Origin of the sequence: Microcoleus sp. MON2_D5, assembly GCF_036701905.1 — a bacterium.
Lineage (GTDB): Bacteria > Cyanobacteriota > Cyanobacteriia > Cyanobacteriales > Microcoleaceae > Microcoleus.
Window position 1 is genome coordinate 59,624 of sequence record NZ_JAUBRM010000009.1, and the last position, 16,208, is coordinate 75,831.

10 protein-coding genes are annotated in these 16,208 nt (G+C 46.1%); 5 read left to right on the forward strand and 5 right to left on the reverse strand.

Features of this window, described 5'->3' with window-relative positions; translation table 11 throughout:
* The first annotated feature begins 157 nt into the window (after window positions 1-157).
* The gene (locus QUA47_RS05265; protein ID WP_333429958.1) at window positions 158-4,111 is read left to right on the forward strand and encodes a PAS domain S-box protein; all 3,954 of its coding nucleotides are present in this window, start codon (window positions 158-160) and stop codon (window positions 4,109-4,111) included.
* 429 nt (window positions 4,112-4,540) lie between these two features.
* Here the strand turns inward: QUA47_RS05265 and QUA47_RS05270 are convergent, their stop codons facing one another.
* Complete coding sequence (locus QUA47_RS05270) at window positions 4,541-8,992, reverse strand: tetratricopeptide repeat protein (protein ID WP_333429959.1); 4,452 nt, start codon at window positions 8,990-8,992, stop codon at window positions 4,541-4,543.
* Between the two features lie 39 nt (window positions 8,993-9,031).
* On the opposite strand from QUA47_RS05270, the gene rpiA reads away from it, so the two are divergent.
* On the forward strand, window positions 9,032-9,748 hold the full coding sequence (gene rpiA / locus QUA47_RS05275) for a ribose-5-phosphate isomerase RpiA (RefSeq protein ID WP_333429960.1): 717 nt from the start codon (window positions 9,032-9,034) through the stop codon (window positions 9,746-9,748).
* A gap of 163 nt (window positions 9,749-9,911) precedes the next feature.
* Here the strand turns inward: rpiA and QUA47_RS05280 are convergent, their stop codons facing one another.
* The gene (locus tag QUA47_RS05280; protein ID WP_333429961.1) at window positions 9,912-10,172 is read right to left on the reverse strand and encodes a hypothetical protein; all 261 of its coding nucleotides are present in this window, start codon (window positions 10,170-10,172) and stop codon (window positions 9,912-9,914) included.
* Between QUA47_RS05280 and QUA47_RS05285 the strand changes: the two genes are divergently transcribed.
* Together QUA47_RS05285 and QUA47_RS05290 are read left to right on the forward strand one after the other, a co-directional pair.
* Window positions 10,132-11,316, forward strand: coding sequence for an aldo/keto reductase (locus QUA47_RS05285; protein ID WP_445302484.1), 1,185 nt, complete (start codon window positions 10,132-10,134; stop codon window positions 11,314-11,316). The genes QUA47_RS05280 and QUA47_RS05285 overlap by 41 nt on opposite strands.
* Before the next feature lie 214 nt (window positions 11,317-11,530).
* Window positions 11,531-12,286, forward strand: a complete 756-nt coding sequence (locus tag QUA47_RS05290; RefSeq protein ID WP_333429962.1) for a Fe-Mn family superoxide dismutase — start codon at window positions 11,531-11,533, stop codon at window positions 12,284-12,286.
* 186 nt (window positions 12,287-12,472) lie between these two features.
* Here the strand turns inward: QUA47_RS05290 and QUA47_RS05295 are convergent, their stop codons facing one another.
* The 3 genes from QUA47_RS05295 to QUA47_RS05305 all read right to left on the reverse strand — a co-directional run bounded on the left by QUA47_RS05295 (window position 12,473) and on the right by QUA47_RS05305 (window position 14,798).
* A complete protein-coding gene (locus tag QUA47_RS05295; protein WP_333429963.1) occupies window positions 12,473-13,258 on the reverse strand; it encodes a glucose 1-dehydrogenase in 786 nt (261 codons plus the stop codon).
* 25 nt (window positions 13,259-13,283) lie between these two features.
* A complete protein-coding gene (gene rsmG, locus QUA47_RS05300; protein WP_333429964.1) occupies window positions 13,284-14,012 on the reverse strand; it encodes a 16S rRNA (guanine(527)-N(7))-methyltransferase RsmG in 729 nt (242 codons plus the stop codon).
* A gap of 120 nt (window positions 14,013-14,132) precedes the next feature.
* Window positions 14,133-14,798, reverse strand: a complete 666-nt coding sequence (locus QUA47_RS05305) for an ABC transporter ATP-binding protein (RefSeq protein ID WP_006633111.1) — start codon at window positions 14,796-14,798, stop codon at window positions 14,133-14,135.
* Between the two features lie 375 nt (window positions 14,799-15,173).
* On the opposite strand from QUA47_RS05305, the gene QUA47_RS05310 reads away from it, so the two are divergent.
* Complete coding sequence (locus QUA47_RS05310; RefSeq protein ID WP_333429965.1) at window positions 15,174-16,190, forward strand: Sll0314/Alr1548 family TPR repeat-containing protein; 1,017 nt, start codon at window positions 15,174-15,176, stop codon at window positions 16,188-16,190.
* Window positions 16,191-16,208: the final 18 nt, after the last annotated feature.

Sequence of the window (16,208 nt, forward strand, 5' to 3'; positions counted from 1 at the left end):
AACACAGTGGTTGGATGGGGAAGCGAAAACCAGGAGGCTGGACAAGTGGTATTTTTGTTACAACTTGTAACTTTTTTCAAACAACAGGTTTAATTTAGTTTCACAAAAAAGTTAAATTCCAGAAAGTAAAATTAATTACAGTCGAGTTAAGCTAAAAGTGTTTGCTAAAAAAAGTCATTCAAGCAACCCCGAAACCAACTATTCTCACTTGCTCGACACCGACGGCGAGTTCGCGACAGCAAAACTTTCGTGCAGCCACCAAGTCGAACAAGATTGGTATGGAACTCTCTATGAGAATTTTCCGGGCATTTACTTCGTTCTAGACGCTTTGGGAAGAGTTTTTTCGCTCAATCAATTCGGCGCGTCTCGCCTTGCCTACAAATCGCAGGAATTAATTTGTCATTCAATTTTTAACATATTTTACTGCCAAGAGCAGGGCAAAATGCAGGCAGAATTTGCCGGATTGACCCAGCCGGAAAACGGTACGCCAACTCCAAAAATAGCCTGTTGGGAAGGCTGCTTGACTTGCAAAGACGGCAGGATTATTAGGGTAAAAGCAACCGCCCGCCCAATGCCGGCGGTAGATTGGAAAATAGAGGAAAATACTAATGGTCGTTCCATTGCCAATTTCCAACGGCCGGCTGTACTGTTAGTTTGCGAAGAAATTAAGGCTGCTTCGCAGTCACCCACGTCGCTCAACCCGAGAGCAAATTGGCGCAGTCCAACTTTAGCGATCGCAAAATTAGCCAAAAGTCAACTTAAAGAACGCAACAATATAGAAGACTTCATCCGCGAAGTAACAGAAACGGCTGTCAGTATTGTCAACTGCGATCGAGCTAGTATTTGGCTGTATGGCGAAGACAAAACGCAGCTTCACTGCATCGACCTTTACGAACAAAATACTAAACTCCATTCCGTACAAATAATCATCACAGCATCCGACTGTCCGGCATATTTTCAAGCTTTAAAATCTGCCAGTGCGATCGCTACTGTGGCAGCAGAAAATGACCCGAGAACGCGAGAACTTGTCGGTCTTTATTTGCTCGATCAGGGCACGACTTCCCTGTTAAACGTACCGATTGTGCTAGCAGGTCAAATGGCGGGAATAGTCAGCGCCGAACGGCAGGGTTCCGACGGGGATTGGACGGAAGAAGAACACGAATTTACCCAAATATTAGCAGATTTTGTATCCTCAAGTTTGTCAGCTAGCGAAAAGTTAAAATTAGAAGCACTGCGGCACGAACAGCAGCAAAATTTGCTGACAAAATACTACGATCAACTAGAGGAAAGAGTAGAAAGACGCACGGCTGAACTCAAAAAAGCTAACCAAAAGCTGCAACAAGAAATAATTAAAAGAAAACAAGCAGAAGCAGAACTGCGCCTGCAGCAACAAGAACAGCAAATTATTTTTGATTCCGTGCCGGCGATGATTTGGCTCAAAGATACCGAAAGTCGTCTGCTGCGAATTAATCAAGCCGCCGCTGCATCGAGAGGTGTGCCCGCAGCTCAATTAGAAGGTAAATCTTTTTATGAAATCTATCCAGACGAAGCAGAGCAATATTATTTAGAAGATTTGGAAGTAATCCATTCTGGCCTTCCCAAACAGGGCCAAGTCGAATTGCTACCCACAGCCTCCGGTCAAAAATGCTGGGTGCGGACAGATAAAATACCTTACCGGGATGAAACAGGTAAAGTCGCTGGCGTAATCGTGTTTGCAGTAGATATTACTGATTTAATTAGAGTCGAAAAAGAACTGCGAGAATATCGCGATCGCCTCGCAGAAAAAGTCGAGAAACGTACTGCTATGTACAGGCAAGCCATGACCGCTTTGTACTCGGCAAATACGCAACTGCAACAGTTAATTAACAACAGCTCCTCCTCGGGGGAAAATGGCAGCAGCCACTCAGCAGCGCGGTTGCTCGAATGCGAAGCTTATTTTGAAGCAGTTGCCGTGGCTGACCGCGACACAATTTTGAGTGTCAGCAGTAATTTTGCCGAACTTTTTGGTTACGAACCTGCGGAAATGGCGGGAATGAGCTTGCTGGAACTACTGTCGCCGAAATCATACAAACAGGCGCCACAAATGATTTCTGCAGCCAGCAATACAGTCTGTGAAACTATTTTTCTCAGGCGAGATGGAAGTGCTTTTCCTGCTGACGTTCGCAGCAAATTCGTATTGTGGGAAGGTCGTTTAGTACAGGTGAAAGCAGTCCGAGACCTCACGGAACGCAAATTGACCGCAGCAGAATTAGAGCGATCGCGCTCTCTGCTGCACGCTACCTTAGAAGCAACAGCCGACGGCATTCTCGCGGTTACTACCGCCGGAGAAATGATTAGTTATAACGAAAAGTTAGTTCAAATGTGGGGAATTTATGAAGAAGTTAGAAACTCAATGGATAGAACGGTGCGGCTGGCATTTCTCACTAAGCAAGTTAAAGATCCGAAAGCTTTTTTGCAGAGAGTTAAAGAATTTTATAGCGATGCCGAGTCGGAAGGTTGCGATATTCTAGAATTTAAAGACGGGCGCACTTTTGAGCGCTACACGCAGCCAATTCGAGTCGGACAAAATATTATTGGCAGGGTGTGGCGCTTCCGCGATATTACCTCTCGCGAAAAGGTGACGGCAATGTTGGGAGATTCTCAAAGGCGCTTCCGGGCAATTTTTGATTCTTCTTTCCAATTTGTGAGCTTGTTGAAACCGGACGGCACTCTGCTGGAAGCTAACCAAACTTCTCTGGATTTCGCGGGAATTAAGCTGCGGGATGTGGCTAATAAACCGTTTTGGCTGTTGCCTTGGTGGGGAGATTCTGAGGAAGTTCAGGAACAGTTGCAAGAGGCAATTTCTCGATCGGCAAAAGGTGAATTTGTCCGCTATGAAGTGGAAGTTCAAGGTATAAATCGGACGGCAACTGTTGATTTTTCTCTCAAACCAGTCGCGGATGAAACGGGCAAAATAGTATTGTTGCTGCCCGAAGGTCGGGACATTACTCAAAGTAAGCAAGCCCAAGTCGCGCTGCGACAACAAATAGAACGGGAACGCTTGATCGCACAGATTCAATCGCGCATCCGCTCTTCTCTGGATCTCCAAGATATTCTCAACACTACAGTAGCGGAAGTGCGGGAGTTTTTGGCAACCGATCGCGTCCTGGTTTTCCGCTTCCGACCAGACTGGAACGGAGATGTGGTGGTGGAGTCGGTTGGAGAAGGATGGATGCCACTGAAGGGGATGGGAATTGAGGATTGCTGTTTTGCCACTACTTACATCGGACAGTATTTAAAGGGCCGCATTCGCGCCATAGAGGATATTAACACTTCTAATTTGAGCGAGTGTCACGTTAATTTTTTGGAGACTTGTCAGGTGAAGGCAAATTTGGTGGTGCCGATTGTCCAGCAGGGAATAGAACCTAGGGAAGGTAACGGTTCTTGTCAAGTGCCGAAGTTGTGGGGTTTGCTGATTGCCCACCACTGTTCGGCACCCCGCCAGTGGCAGCAGTTTGACGTGGATTTGCTGAGTCAGTTGGGTACTCAAGTGGCGATCGCGATCGAACAATCTTTACTTTACCAGCAGCTAGCTGCTGCGAACCAGCGACTGGACGGGTTGGCGAATTTGGACAGTCTGACTCAACTAGCTAACCGCCGCCGTTTTGACGAGGTGATCAACCGAGAATGGGAGCAGTCGAGCTCTTTGGAACCGCTATCTTTGATTATGTGCGACATTGACTGTTTTAAACTTTACAACGACAATTACGGCCATCAAGCCGGGGATGCTTGTTTGCAGCAAGTGGCGCGGGCGATCGGAGATGCTTGCACGAACGCACCCCCAGAACGCCTCTATTTGGCTGCTAGGTACGGCGGCGAGGAATTTGCGGTAATTTTGCCAAATACGGATATCGTGGCTGCACAGGCTGTTGCTGAGGGAATCCGCAGCCGCGTCAAAGCCTTAACAATTCCCCACATTAAGTCTGTTGTCAGCGATTGCGTGACTCTCAGCATGGGGGTGGCGACGATTTCTGAAGGTCAAAACTCGCCGAAAATGCTGATTGAAGCTGCTGATAAGGCGCTTTATGGAGCTAAGTCGGGCGGGCGCGATCGAGTGGCGATTAGTGATTAGTCAGTAGTCAGGTTATTTTAGATTTTAGATTTTAGATTTTAGAATTGGGAATGACTGATGAAGCTGGTCGTTTGGAGCTTGTCTACAGTTGCATTCTTTTTTCAAACTTGCACCACAAAAAAAGCGATCGCCCTAACTGGCATAAAGTTAGTGCGATCGCCGTACTATGAATCAGCTATTTATCTATCAGACTCGGCGCGGAATTTTTACGCATTTCCACGGATTTTTTTACAAAACTTTACTGGGCGTTGGGTAAAAATATTCAGAAATCGCTTTTCTCTACCTGATATCTCTTTTTTTATTGAACCGCAGAGGGCGCAGAGGGCACAGAGGAAGAGAAGAGAGTAAGAAAGGAGTTCACAAATGATGAGGGATTGCTATGCCAATGCCCAATGCCCAATGCCCAATGCCCAATGCCCAATGCCCCACCTATTTAGCTAACAGTTTTTGAAACACCTCATACATATCCTGAGCCAACTTTTTAGGATTCCACAAAGGTGCGAGATGTTCTGGCTGTTTAGATTTTACTAAATGCTCTTTCACCGCATTTCTGAAACCAGCATCGCGGCCAAACTTAACTCCCCACTGCGTGTATTCCTCCCAAGTCCACGCCGCACCAACATCAAGATTTGCACTTTTCAGAAAAGCGTAACCCATGCGCGAAAGATATTGGTCGCCGGAACGAGTTACCACTGGCAAATTCGCCCACAAAGCCTCTAAATTGTGAGTCCCGCCGTTGTAAGGATAGGAATCTAAAAGCACGTCGGCTACATAATAAATAGCGCGGTGTTCTTCTTCACTTCTGGTTTGCCCTATAAACTTAATCCGACCAAAATCTACTCCTTGAATTTCGCATTCTTGGCGGTAAGTGCTGTGAATAACATCCGGGTCGCCTTGACCTTTACGGATTAACACACTATCTGGTACTTCTTTAAGAATTGTAACTTGAGCTCGTACCATTTCGGGATTGGTTTTTCGCCCTGGCGCAACGCACAGATAAGTCATTTGATCCAAGCCAATTCCGAGAGCATTTCTAATCGCCTCTCGATTCACAGGAATGCTTTGCAGTGTGCCAATTGCTACCGAACAAACAGGCAATCTTACTAACTGTTCTAAGTAATTTTTTTCCACACCAGGGGGGTGAGTGTGTTCGTCGCAGAGAAAGTAGTGATTATCTGAAATGTAGGGGGCGTCGAATCCCAGCCAAGACACGCAAATCCCCGCAGGATATTGATACAGCACTTCGACATTTGTTGGCACTGTCATAGAGTCTAAGTCTATCAAAACATCCAAGTTGTCTTGCGCTACTTCGGCGAAGATTTCACCGCCATCAGCAAAGCCGTTTGGATATTTTTTAGGCCAGTAAAACTTGCCAGCCATTTCTTCAAACCGCTGCGTAACTTCATCTCGGTGGAGTTTGCCGGTGACGTAAAGGTGAACGTGGGGGGTGATGTGGCTTAATTCCCGAATTAAAGCTTCGCTGCACCAGCCTACCGAGTGGCGGCGGAAGTGTTTGGAAAGGAAGCCGATTTTTAAATGACGCTGTTCTTTTGTTTGGTAATGGGCTAGGTTGCTTCTGTTAACTTGCTGGCGCTGCGGAACGGCTTTTTGGTAGTATTCTTTGGCAATGAGTCTGTAGAAACTGGCATTTTTTTCGCGATTGTCTCGCAGGTGAGAAACTGCAAACAAGAAGATTTCGTAGAGGAGTTTTAGTTCCATTACGCTAAAACTTTCGATCTTTTCGTAGCAAAGGTTTTCGATTTCTTCGAGTTTCTGAATAGCCTGTTTGCTGACACCTGATTGCAGGTAGGAAAAGACGTAGGCTGTAGCTGACATGACTAGGGCATTTTCGCCGCAGTTTTCGCAGTATTTGTCGGCTACGCTGCGGGCTCCGGCGAGGTTGGTGGAATGGCTTAGCAAGTCGCACAATTGTTGGTAGGCTTCGCTATATTTGGGGTTGCATTGAATCGCTTTTTCAAAATTGGCGATCGCCTCCAACGGCTTATCTTGTTTCTGAATGTGTCCCATCCGGCAGTAAACCTCTGCCCAATCCGGTTTTAATGCCAGGGCTTGCTGATAGCTGGCTAAAGCTTCTTCCAGCCGCCCTTGCATGGAAAAACAACTGCCGAGGTTAGCGTGAACTTCCGGCCAGTCGGGCTTGATTTTCAGGGTGTTTCGGTAATTAGTAATTGCTTCGTCGTACTTGTTTTGCTGTAAAAAAGAATTGGCTATATTGAAGTGCAAAACTTCTAATTGCGGCTTTAAAGCTACAGCTTTCTGATAGTAAGCGATGGCGGCGTCGAGATTGCCTTGTTGCGATCGCACGCTACCGATGTTACCGTAAGCTTCGGCCCAATCCGGTTTAATGGCGATCGCTTTTTCGTAGCATTCGATGGCTTCGTCGCGCTTTCCTTGGCTGAAAAGTCGATTACCTAAGTTAAAGTGGAAGTCTGCACCGACTAGCTGCGGGTTGAGTTCGGATGTTCTTTTAAAACAGGCGATCGCTGCTTGGATGTTGCCGTGTTTCTGATATACTTTCCCTAAATTCCAGTGAGCGCCCGCTAAATCTGGATTGAGGGCAATCGCTTGCTGGTAATGGGCGATCGCTTCTTCCAAACGCCCCATTTTGAAATACATACTGCCGATATTAGCGCGCACTTCCGCAAAGTTTGGCCGCAATTCTAGGGCTTGAGAATACGATCGAATCGCAGCTTCATTTTTGCCTTCTGCTTGCAAAGCATTGCCTAAAGTGACGTAAGCGTGGATGAAATCCGGTCGAATTTTTATCGCTTGCTGACACGCTGCGATCGCGTCTTTAATTTTACCTTGAACTAAAAAGTTTTCGGCGAGTTTTTTGTAGGGTTCTACTTCTTGAAAATTAGCAACTTGTCCGCTATCTGGAACATTGAGCGAGGTAACTTGTTCGGAAAGTTCGGCGGGGTTTGTAAAGGGAGTATTTAAAGTCTCAGTGGTGGGCGCTGGCGGCAAATTGATGCTCGAAGGCTGCAAGCCGTAGCCTTCATCTTTGTTGACAGATACTGGTTGCGATTCCCCTGATTCTGTTTCTAATTCGATAAAATTGCTGTCGGTAGTTTCCCGCTCTTTTTGTGCGAGCAAACTCGATAGTTTCTCAGCAGCGCTGGCATCTCCCGGTTGCTGTTGCAGCACTTTTTGATAGCAAGCAATGGCTGCATCTAACTTTTCTTGCTGCTGCAAAACGCTGCCCAGCATCAAATTAACTGAGCTTAATTGAGGATTAATGGCGAGAGCTTTTTGATAATAATTTGCCGCCTGTTCCAATTGCCCTAACTTGTAATACATACTGCCGAGATTCGCGCTAGCTTCGGCAAATTTTGGCTGAATTTCTAAAGCTTGCAAGTAAGCTTGAATTGCCATTTCCAGTTGGCCTTGAGCGTGCTGGGCATTGCCCATTGTCAAGTAAGCGGCAGCAAAATCAGGTTTGAATTTAATCGCGAGATTGCAAGAGGCGATCGCCTTTTCAAATTCTCCTTGCACAACATAAACTTCTGCCAACTTTTTATGAACTTCCGCATCTCCTGGATTCAACTCTAAAGCTTTCTGATAATTCTCGATGGCGCCACCGAGATCACCTCGATCTTTCAGCCAATTTCCCTTTTGAAAATAATCTCTCACTGCCTCTAAACCTACTAAAGAATTCCCGCTCATTTGCTCTGCCACTCTTACAGTTTTTACACTAATAATATTCAACCATTCTACCCACTCTCGGGATCGCACAGACCAAGTACACCCTCGATTTATATATTCTACCTGCTGTCTCAGAGGATTTTCAGCAGTTGCGCCACCCGCACCCGTGCCCTCATTTAAAACTCCGACTATCGCCTCTAAAAACCGCCTTGTATATCCCTCCCAATCTGGCTTACCCGCCCGCTTCCAATTAGTTATCGATGCAAAATTTTCCACCCCTGACATTGAAACTAGACGGGCAAATCCAGCAGTTGTTTCCGGCAAAGCTGCCAATTCACTCGTCACAATCCGGCAACCGCTCGCCATTGCCTCCATCACGGCAATAGATGAGGTTTCTAAATAGGTATTCGGGTAAGCTAAAACCGCGACTGAACGCAGTTGCCGGACGAGTTCGGGTTGCGGTACGGAACCGATGTACTCGACGCCTTCTGTTTCCTGACACTGGCGGTAAAGTTGACCGAAAAAAAGCTTGTTATCATTGTCGTCTATTTGGTGTACTTTCATGCTTGAAAATACTTTTAATCTGGTTCCCGGGACAGCTTGACGAATTTCGGGAAAGACTTTTAACAAAATATCGAGTCCGCGAAATGGAGTGCTGGTGTAAGCTAGAATGGGCGGTCGAGATTTATGAGAGAGGATAGAAATATTATCGGCGAAAATGTTAGCAAAACAAGGTGCGATCGCATTTCTTAAAACACAACTGCGATTGGAGTCAATCCCAAACCGCCGATGAAATTGCTCGCGCTGCCAGTCGCTGACAAATACAAAGGCATCGCAAGCATTGATTTCTCGCTCATTTTTAAAATTTTCGAGGAATACAAAGCCCGGTTCGTTATGAATCCACAAAATTAATTGAGTTTGTTCCCCCAAAAGCGGCTTAACTTCCAGCGCTTTTCCGAGTATATTGACTATAACTAAAAAATCGAGCGATCGCAGCAATTCTAAATTAGATTTGTCCCCCACGCGCCGCCTGCAATCAACGCCGCGCGACATCCCCGGCTCAGAAGTATTGTTGAGCAAAAATACCTCGTTTCCCTGTGCAGCCAACGCCTCGGCTAAGTAACAAATAGCCGACTGAGTGCCGCCCAAAGGTTCGCGGTAAGGAGTTTCAATGTTGTAATCCCAAGTATAAGTATCAAGAAATCCGATTTTCATTAAATGGTATAATTTTAAAACTATTGAGGAGTACCGAAAATGACCACAGAACAAGATCCCGTAAAATTGATGAAACAGCAAGTCGGCTTTGCTGCTGCCGATCGCGTACAATCTGGTATGATTGTCGGACTCGGCACCGGGTCAACTACAGCTTATACTATTCAAGCATTGGGCGATCGCATAAAATCAGGTGAACTCAAAGATATCAAGGGAGTGCCGACATCTTTTCAATCAGAAGTGTTAGCCAAACAGTACGGAGTACCGCTGACAACACTAGATGAAATTGACAGAATTGATGTGGCTATTGACGGCGCTGATGAAGTAGATCCCCACCTCAACTTAATTAAAGGTGGTGGCGCCGCCCATACCCGCGAAAAAGTAGTCGATTACCTCGCAACTCAGTTTATTGTAGTAGTTGACAGTTCCAAAATCGTAGATAAATTGGGTTCGACTTTTCGCGTACCTATCGAAGTTATACCGATGGCATTAACACCAGTGATGCGCGCCATTGAAAAATTGGGCGGCAAACCAGAACTCCGCATGGGTGTGAAAAAAGCAGGGCCAGTAATTACCGACCAAGGTAATATGGTAATTGATGTCAAATTTGATGACATTGCCAACCCGGCAGAAATGGAAAAAAGCTTGAATAACATTCCCGGTGTGTTAGAAAATGGTTTGTTTGTAGACTGTACAGATTTAGTTTTAGTCGGCGAAATCACAGACGGCAAACCAGTAGTACGGGAGATTTCTAAATAGTCCAAACGGCCCCACTGGTGGTCAATAACTCTTTGTGGAACAGGCATCTTGCCTGTTCAGGAGAATGCTGCAATAACTCTTTGTAGAACAGGCATCTTGCCTGTTCAGGAGGATGCTGCAATATGGGATTTACAACCCGCAAAAATACCAAAAACAAGGTTTCTTACCCTATAGCAATCGCCAAGACTATTAAGAAGTTCTTAATCAGTGAAACCCTTGGGATTGTTGTTACATCTTCCTGCTTCCTGACATCCTTTACATCCGTTACATCCGTTACAGAATCCGTTGCCGAACTTCCTTCTTCCTGACATCCGTTACATCCGTTACAGAATCCGTTGCCGAACTTCCTTCTTCTTTCTGCTATAGCTTTGACTTTGATTATGATGATGCAATATCGCAGATTCGGTCGCACAGAATTATCCATGCCCGTCTTTTCCTGCGGTGGCATGAGATATCAGTACAAATGGCAAGACGTGCCAGCAAATGAAATTCCACCCGACAATCAACAAAATCTAGAAGCGACGATTCGCTACTCGGTTGAATGCGGCATCAATCACATAGAAACTGCTCGCGGTTACGGCACTTCCGAGATGCAATTGGGGTGGATTTTCCAGAATTTACCCCGGGAAAAGTTGATAGTGCAAACGAAAGTTAATCCCAAACCAAACTCCCAAGAGTTTCGCGAAGAATTTGAGAAATCCTTAGCTTATTTGCAACTAGAATACGTCGATTTACTGTCACTACACGGCATTAATACGTGGGAATTGCTAGAGGAGTCAATGCGTCCGGGCGGCTGCATGGATGTGGCGAAAAAGTTGCAAACAGAAGGCAAAGTTCGGTTTATTGGTTTCTCAACCCACGGCCCGACGGATGTGATTGTCAAAACAATTGAAACTAATCAATTTGATTATCTTAACTTGCACTGGTACTACATTAATCAAAGTAATTGGCCGGCTATTGAAGCTGCTAAACGTCACGATCTGGGCGTTTTTATTATCAGTCCTTCCGACAAAGGCGGTCAGCTTTACAGGCCGCCGCAAAAATTGGTAGACTTGTGCTATCCGTTGAGTCCGATGGTGTTTAATGATTTGTTTTGTTTGTCGCATCCGCAAGTACACACTTTAAGTTTAGGGGCAGCCAAACCCGAAGATTTTAACGAGCATATGAAAGCTGTAGAATTGTTAGATAGAGCTGATGAAATTTTGCCACCGATATTAGCCAGGTTGGAAGATGCCGCAATTAATAAATTAGGAGAAGATTGGTTTAAAACTTGGCACGTCGGTTTACCAACTATAGAAAATACTCCCGGAGGTATTAATATTTATGTGATTTTGTGGCTGTGGAATTTGGCGCAGGCTTACGATACGATCGACTATTGCAAGATGCGCTACAACCTCTTAGGTAATGCCAGTCACTGGTTCCCCGGCCAAAAAGCCGATCGCCTCGATGAATTAGACTTGCGCCGCTGTCTAGCCCACAGTCCCCACGCTGCTAAAATTCCCGGTATTCTTCAAGCAGCCGATCGGCTTTTTGGAGGCGAAGCCATCCAGCGCTTGTCCCAAGAATAATCCAAAAAAAACCCGGTTTCGAGACAGAAACCGGATTAGTGAACCGGAGCACGTGAGTTAGTTACGCGCACACAATTAGCCTATACTTGAGAAACTCTCACAACCATCGCCCATCCGTCTCATCCATTCGGGCGATAGCACTTTTTTTCTTAACTCACTCCCATTTTGCTTTAATCTGAGATAAAACAGTTAATAATTCACTTAGGTACTTTTTATGACTCTTAAACGCCGAGATTTCTTGTATTTGGTGACTGCCACCGTCGGAGCTATTACCGCAGGTGCTTGCCAAGCATCAGGAAATAATGTATCGCAAGCAAGTCCAGTTGCAGAAACCCCAAAGATAGCTCAAACTCCCGGAGTTTTTACACTGCCGCCTCTGCCTTATGAATACAATGCTTTAGAACCGCACATCGATGCGCGGACAATGCAATTTCACCACGACAAACACCACGCCGCCTACGTTAAAAACCTCAACGATGCTGTCAGTAAATACCCGCAACTCAAAAATATGAGTGCGGAAAATATGCTGCGAGATTTGAGCAAAGTGCCGGAAGATATTCGCACAACCGTGCGTAACAATGGCGGCGGACACCTAAATCACAGTATGTTTTGGGAAATCATGGGTCCCAACGGCGGCGGCGAACCCACAGGGGCAATTGCAACAGCAATTAAGCAAACTTTCGGCAGTGTTGACGATTTTAAAGCAAAATTTAATGATGCCGGCACTAAGCGTTTTGGCAGCGGTTGGGTTTGGCTAGTCCGCAATAAAGCTGGCAAACTGGAGATTACAACTACGGCAAATCAAGACACTCCTTTGATAGATGGCAACTATCCAATTATGGGTAACGATGTTTGGGAACACGCTTATTATCTCAAATATCAAAACCTTCGCGCCGACTACTTAAAAGCTTGGTGGAATGTTGTTAATTGGGCGGAAATTAACAAGCGCTACGAAAAGGCTAGCGCTTAGTTCAAAAAAGCTTGTTGTTGCGATTGAGCGCTGACAGCCCAACAACAAACTCGGTTTTAAGTAGGTAGCCGCTGTAAAACGCAATTAAGTAAGTAAACGATTGTAAAATATCCTGAGCCTTAAGCGTGGCTGACTTAGCCGTGTTTCCATACTGTTAGATGGTTCAGTGTAATTCCACCTACCTACCTACTTATTTTCTGATTCTGCTGTCAAACTCGGGCTGCCCTCAATGTATAATCCACCATCTACCTTTAACACGCTGCCCGTGATGTAGCTAGCTGCATCAGATGCCAGGAAAACTGCTGCTTTGCCTAAGTCTTCCGGGAATCCCATCCGACCAAGAGGCATTCGGTTGCTGAACGACTCAAGCAATTCGTCGCTGTACCAGCGTCGCTCACCCGGAGTGTCAGTCCACCCAGGCTCTAGGATGTTAACCCGAATTTTGTGCCACATCAGTTCATTCGCCATCGAAAGAACGAGGTGATGACAGGCTGCTTTGGTCGTGTTGTAGTCAATCGCACCCTTATACGGAAAATGAGCGTGCGGGGATGAGATATGGATAATCGAGCCTTGGGCCTTCCTTTCCACCATACGGCGGGCAACTATTTGGCAGATGTGAAACACACCATATACCCCTATTTCTAGTGTCCGCTGTAAATCCTCAAATTTAGTTTCTAGCAAAGTGTTTCGGACGCTAGCGATCGCATTTGTCACTAGAATATCGATTTGACCGAGTTCTTGCTCGCAGGTATCGACCATCCTTTCCACTTGGTCGCGCTGTGAGACATCTGCTTGAATCGCGATAGCGCGACGGCCGAGTGAGTGAATCTGGTTGACTACTTCGAGTGCAGATGTTGGAGAATCGCAATAGTTGACACAAATATCTGCACCTGATTTGGCTAATTCAAGGGCGATGCCAGCACCAATTCCTTTCGAGCTACCTGTCACAAGTGCAATCTTATTGGCAAGCATAGTTAGTATTGAAAAACGGCTATAGCTAGCGCACGGGACGCTCGAACTGCTGTACAACTTTCCGCAAGTAAACGCAGTGCCGCGCCCCCTGACTCATTGGCGTTGTGAATGCTTCGACTGACTCAACTGTGCCGCCCAAATGCTCGATCGCCCTTTGCAACTCCGTTTCTTCCTCCACTGTCCAATTTCCACGGTAAAGTACAGCTAAACCACCATTTTTCAGCAGAGGCAGCGCGCCTTTAGCGCAGAGAGGAGCGGCTCCCACTGCGCGGAGAACTGCTAAATCATAAGCTTGTTTGTGCTGTGGCACTCGGGCAATTTCATCGGCTCTGCCCAACAAAGTCGCCGCATTTTCTATCCCTAAAGACGGCAAAACTGTTTCCAAGAAATCAATTTTCTTGCGCCTAGAATCGAGCAAAGTAACTGATAGTTGCGGCAGGGCGATCGCGATCGGCAGACCCGGAAAACCCCCACCCGTCCCAATATCAATAACTTTCTGCACCGACTCGGCGGCCCATTCTGGATTTTCCGCCGAATTGTGATTAGCGGGCAGCAGTCTTGCAATTCCCCGCAGAGAATCCCACAAATGTTTTTCCCAAAACTCCATCGGCTCAGTAATTCGAGTTAAATTCAAGGAGCGATTTCCCTCGACAATTAACTCATAAAGTCGCTGAAATAGTTGTTGCTGCGACTCATCCGGCTGCCAATTCAGCGTTTTTTGCCACAACTCGTTCATCTGGGGCAACACAGACATTTTAATCTCATTTATCATCTAGTTCTATTCTCACTTTTTTCTTTCTGTCCGCCTAGGCGGACTTCGTTTGTCTAGACGCGAATTCTCTTCGCCGGGAAACCATGGGGAACGCCATAAAAATCAAACGCAACTCGTTTCCTTAGCTTCTAATTTAGCCCGATCGACCTCCAGCAAATCCCCGTGGTCTAAAGTCCAAAACTTATCGGCTACACTCAACAAATCGCTAGCATCGTGAGTAACAATCAACAAAGTCCAGTGACTTTTCAACTTACTCAACAAGCTTACCAACTGCCGTCGCATCGACCAATCCAAACCCGCCGTCGGTTCGTCCAAAAGTAGCAAATGCGGCTGCCGAATTAGCTGCACCGCCAGGGCTACCCTCCGCTGTTGTCCGCCGCTCAAAGCGTGGGGGGAAGCGCGCAGCGGCAAATGTCCGAGTCCCACTTCTGCCATTGCTGAGTTAATTTGTTCTTGTCCCAATTCAGGATGTCCCAACCGCAATTCTTCTAAAATTGTGCCTCCGCAAAAATGCCTTTCTGGAAACTGGAACACTAAACCTCCTAACTGTTGCAAGTGTTCCGGTGTTAATTCCTGTTCGCGCCAGCGGATGTCGCCGCTAGTTTTTTCTGCTAAGCCTGCTAATATTTCTAATAGCGTACTTTTGCCTGAACCGCTGCGACCCACAATCAGCCCCATTTGCTGCGAGGGCAGTTCTAAGTTAATATTTTTCAGAATAGGATTCGGACAGGCGGTAGGATGATATACTAAGTTTTTTAGATAAAGCATTAACGCAATTGGTAATTGGGGAGAAGGAAGGCACTACAGGAATTTTGACAAGGATACACGGATTAATTATCCAGCCTCAGCGATTTGTTTCTAGCTTTGGCCGATCGCACACAATTATTTTACATAAATCTTTACAAAAATTTTCTTTTTTTTTCAGGATGGCTGTTGGATTTTTCTGTTTTTTCATGGTATATTTTAATAATGGGAATCTGTTCTTTAATATATTATACAAGTCACACTTCCATTATTAAAATATACCTCAAAAACCACAAAAAATCAAGCAAATTTCACTCTTTTTTGGGTCGCGGCCCGAGAGTTTGAGAATTTAACTCTCTTGTTTCTAGTTTACAGTATATTCCACTCAGAGAATTGACGATGACGAAAACCCCTTTAGCATCGCTTGGCAAGCAAATGTTAAGTTCTAAACAGACAGTGCGGGCGATCCCTTTCGCACTCGCGATCGCCCTCAGCATCTGCATTAACTCCGCATTAGCGGGCGATCCCTTTCGCACAAGCAACCCGCAGGCGATCGGGCCCAATACCGAAACCGCTTTCAAAACAATGTTTCAGCAAGGAAACTACAAACAAGCAAAAACTCAAGTTCAACAAGCACTATCCGCCGAACCAAACGAACCGCTAGTCTATGCGATGGCCGCCTCGCTATCATACATCGAAAAAGACTTCAACTCGATGAATTCCTACGCCCAAAAAACCCGCGAACTCGGCGAAAATTTGACCAAAACTAATCCATTGCGCGGCAACATTTACACAGCAGCAGGCCACTTTCTAGAAGGGGCAAACATTATAGCCAAAGAAGGAACAGCAAAAGGCGCGCCCCAAGCTGTGAGTAAATTGCGAGTAGTATTTCAATACCTAGAGGCCGCCGACAAAATAGCTCCCAATGACCCCGAACTCAACCTGCTCAAAGGCTACATGGACTTAATGCTAGCCAAAAACCTACCCTTTTCCAACCCCAACGAAGCAATTCAAAGACTCGAACAAAAAGCCTCTCCCCGCTACTTAGCTTATCGTGGCGTGGCCGTCGGCTATCGAGACTTGAAAAAGTACGATCGCGCTTTAGAATTTGCCAACAAGTCCCTAGCAGAAACGCCCAACAATCCCGAAGTTCTCTATCTAAAAGGACAAATCTTGTTTTCCCAATCCCAGGGGAAAGACAGCAACAAAACCTTACTTGAGGAAGCCGGAAAAAACTTCGACGCCGCCTTAGCAAAACCAGATCAACTGCCCCGCAGTTTAGTAGCCGAAATCTTTTTTCAGCAGTGCAGAACCCGTAACCGCCTCGACAGCAAATCTCGCGCCTGCGACCCCATGCGCGATAAAATTAGAGATGCAGAGGGAGTCTGGGGGCCGGCAGCCTTACCACCACTTTAAAAAGAGTCAGAGGGAAAG

Excerpts from the sequence above, each read along its gene's own strand:
- QUA47_RS05270 (WP_333429959.1), bottom strand. The coding sequence starts at position 8,992 with ATGAAAATCGGATTTCTTGATACTTATACTTGGGATTACAACATTGAA.
- rpiA (WP_333429960.1), top strand. The coding sequence starts at position 9,032 with ATGACCACAGAACAAGATCCCGTAAAATTGATGAAACAGCAAGTCGGC.
- QUA47_RS05285 (WP_445302484.1), top strand. The coding sequence starts at position 10,132 with ATGATGCAATATCGCAGATTCGGTCGCACAGAATTATCCATGCCCGTC.
- QUA47_RS05280 (WP_333429961.1), bottom strand. The coding sequence starts at position 10,172 with ATGGATAATTCTGTGCGACCGAATCTGCGATATTGCATCATCATAATC.
- QUA47_RS05290 (WP_333429962.1), top strand. The coding sequence starts at position 11,531 with ATGACTCTTAAACGCCGAGATTTCTTGTATTTGGTGACTGCCACCGTC.
- QUA47_RS05295 (WP_333429963.1), bottom strand. The coding sequence starts at position 13,258 with ATGCTTGCCAATAAGATTGCACTTGTGACAGGTAGCTCGAAAGGAATT.
- rsmG (WP_333429964.1), bottom strand. The coding sequence starts at position 14,012 with ATGTCTGTGTTGCCCCAGATGAACGAGTTGTGGCAAAAAACGCTGAAT.
- QUA47_RS05305 (WP_006633111.1), bottom strand. The coding sequence starts at position 14,798 with ATGCTTTATCTAAAAAACTTAGTATATCATCCTACCGCCTGTCCGAAT.
- QUA47_RS05310 (WP_333429965.1), top strand. The coding sequence starts at position 15,174 with ATGACGAAAACCCCTTTAGCATCGCTTGGCAAGCAAATGTTAAGTTCT.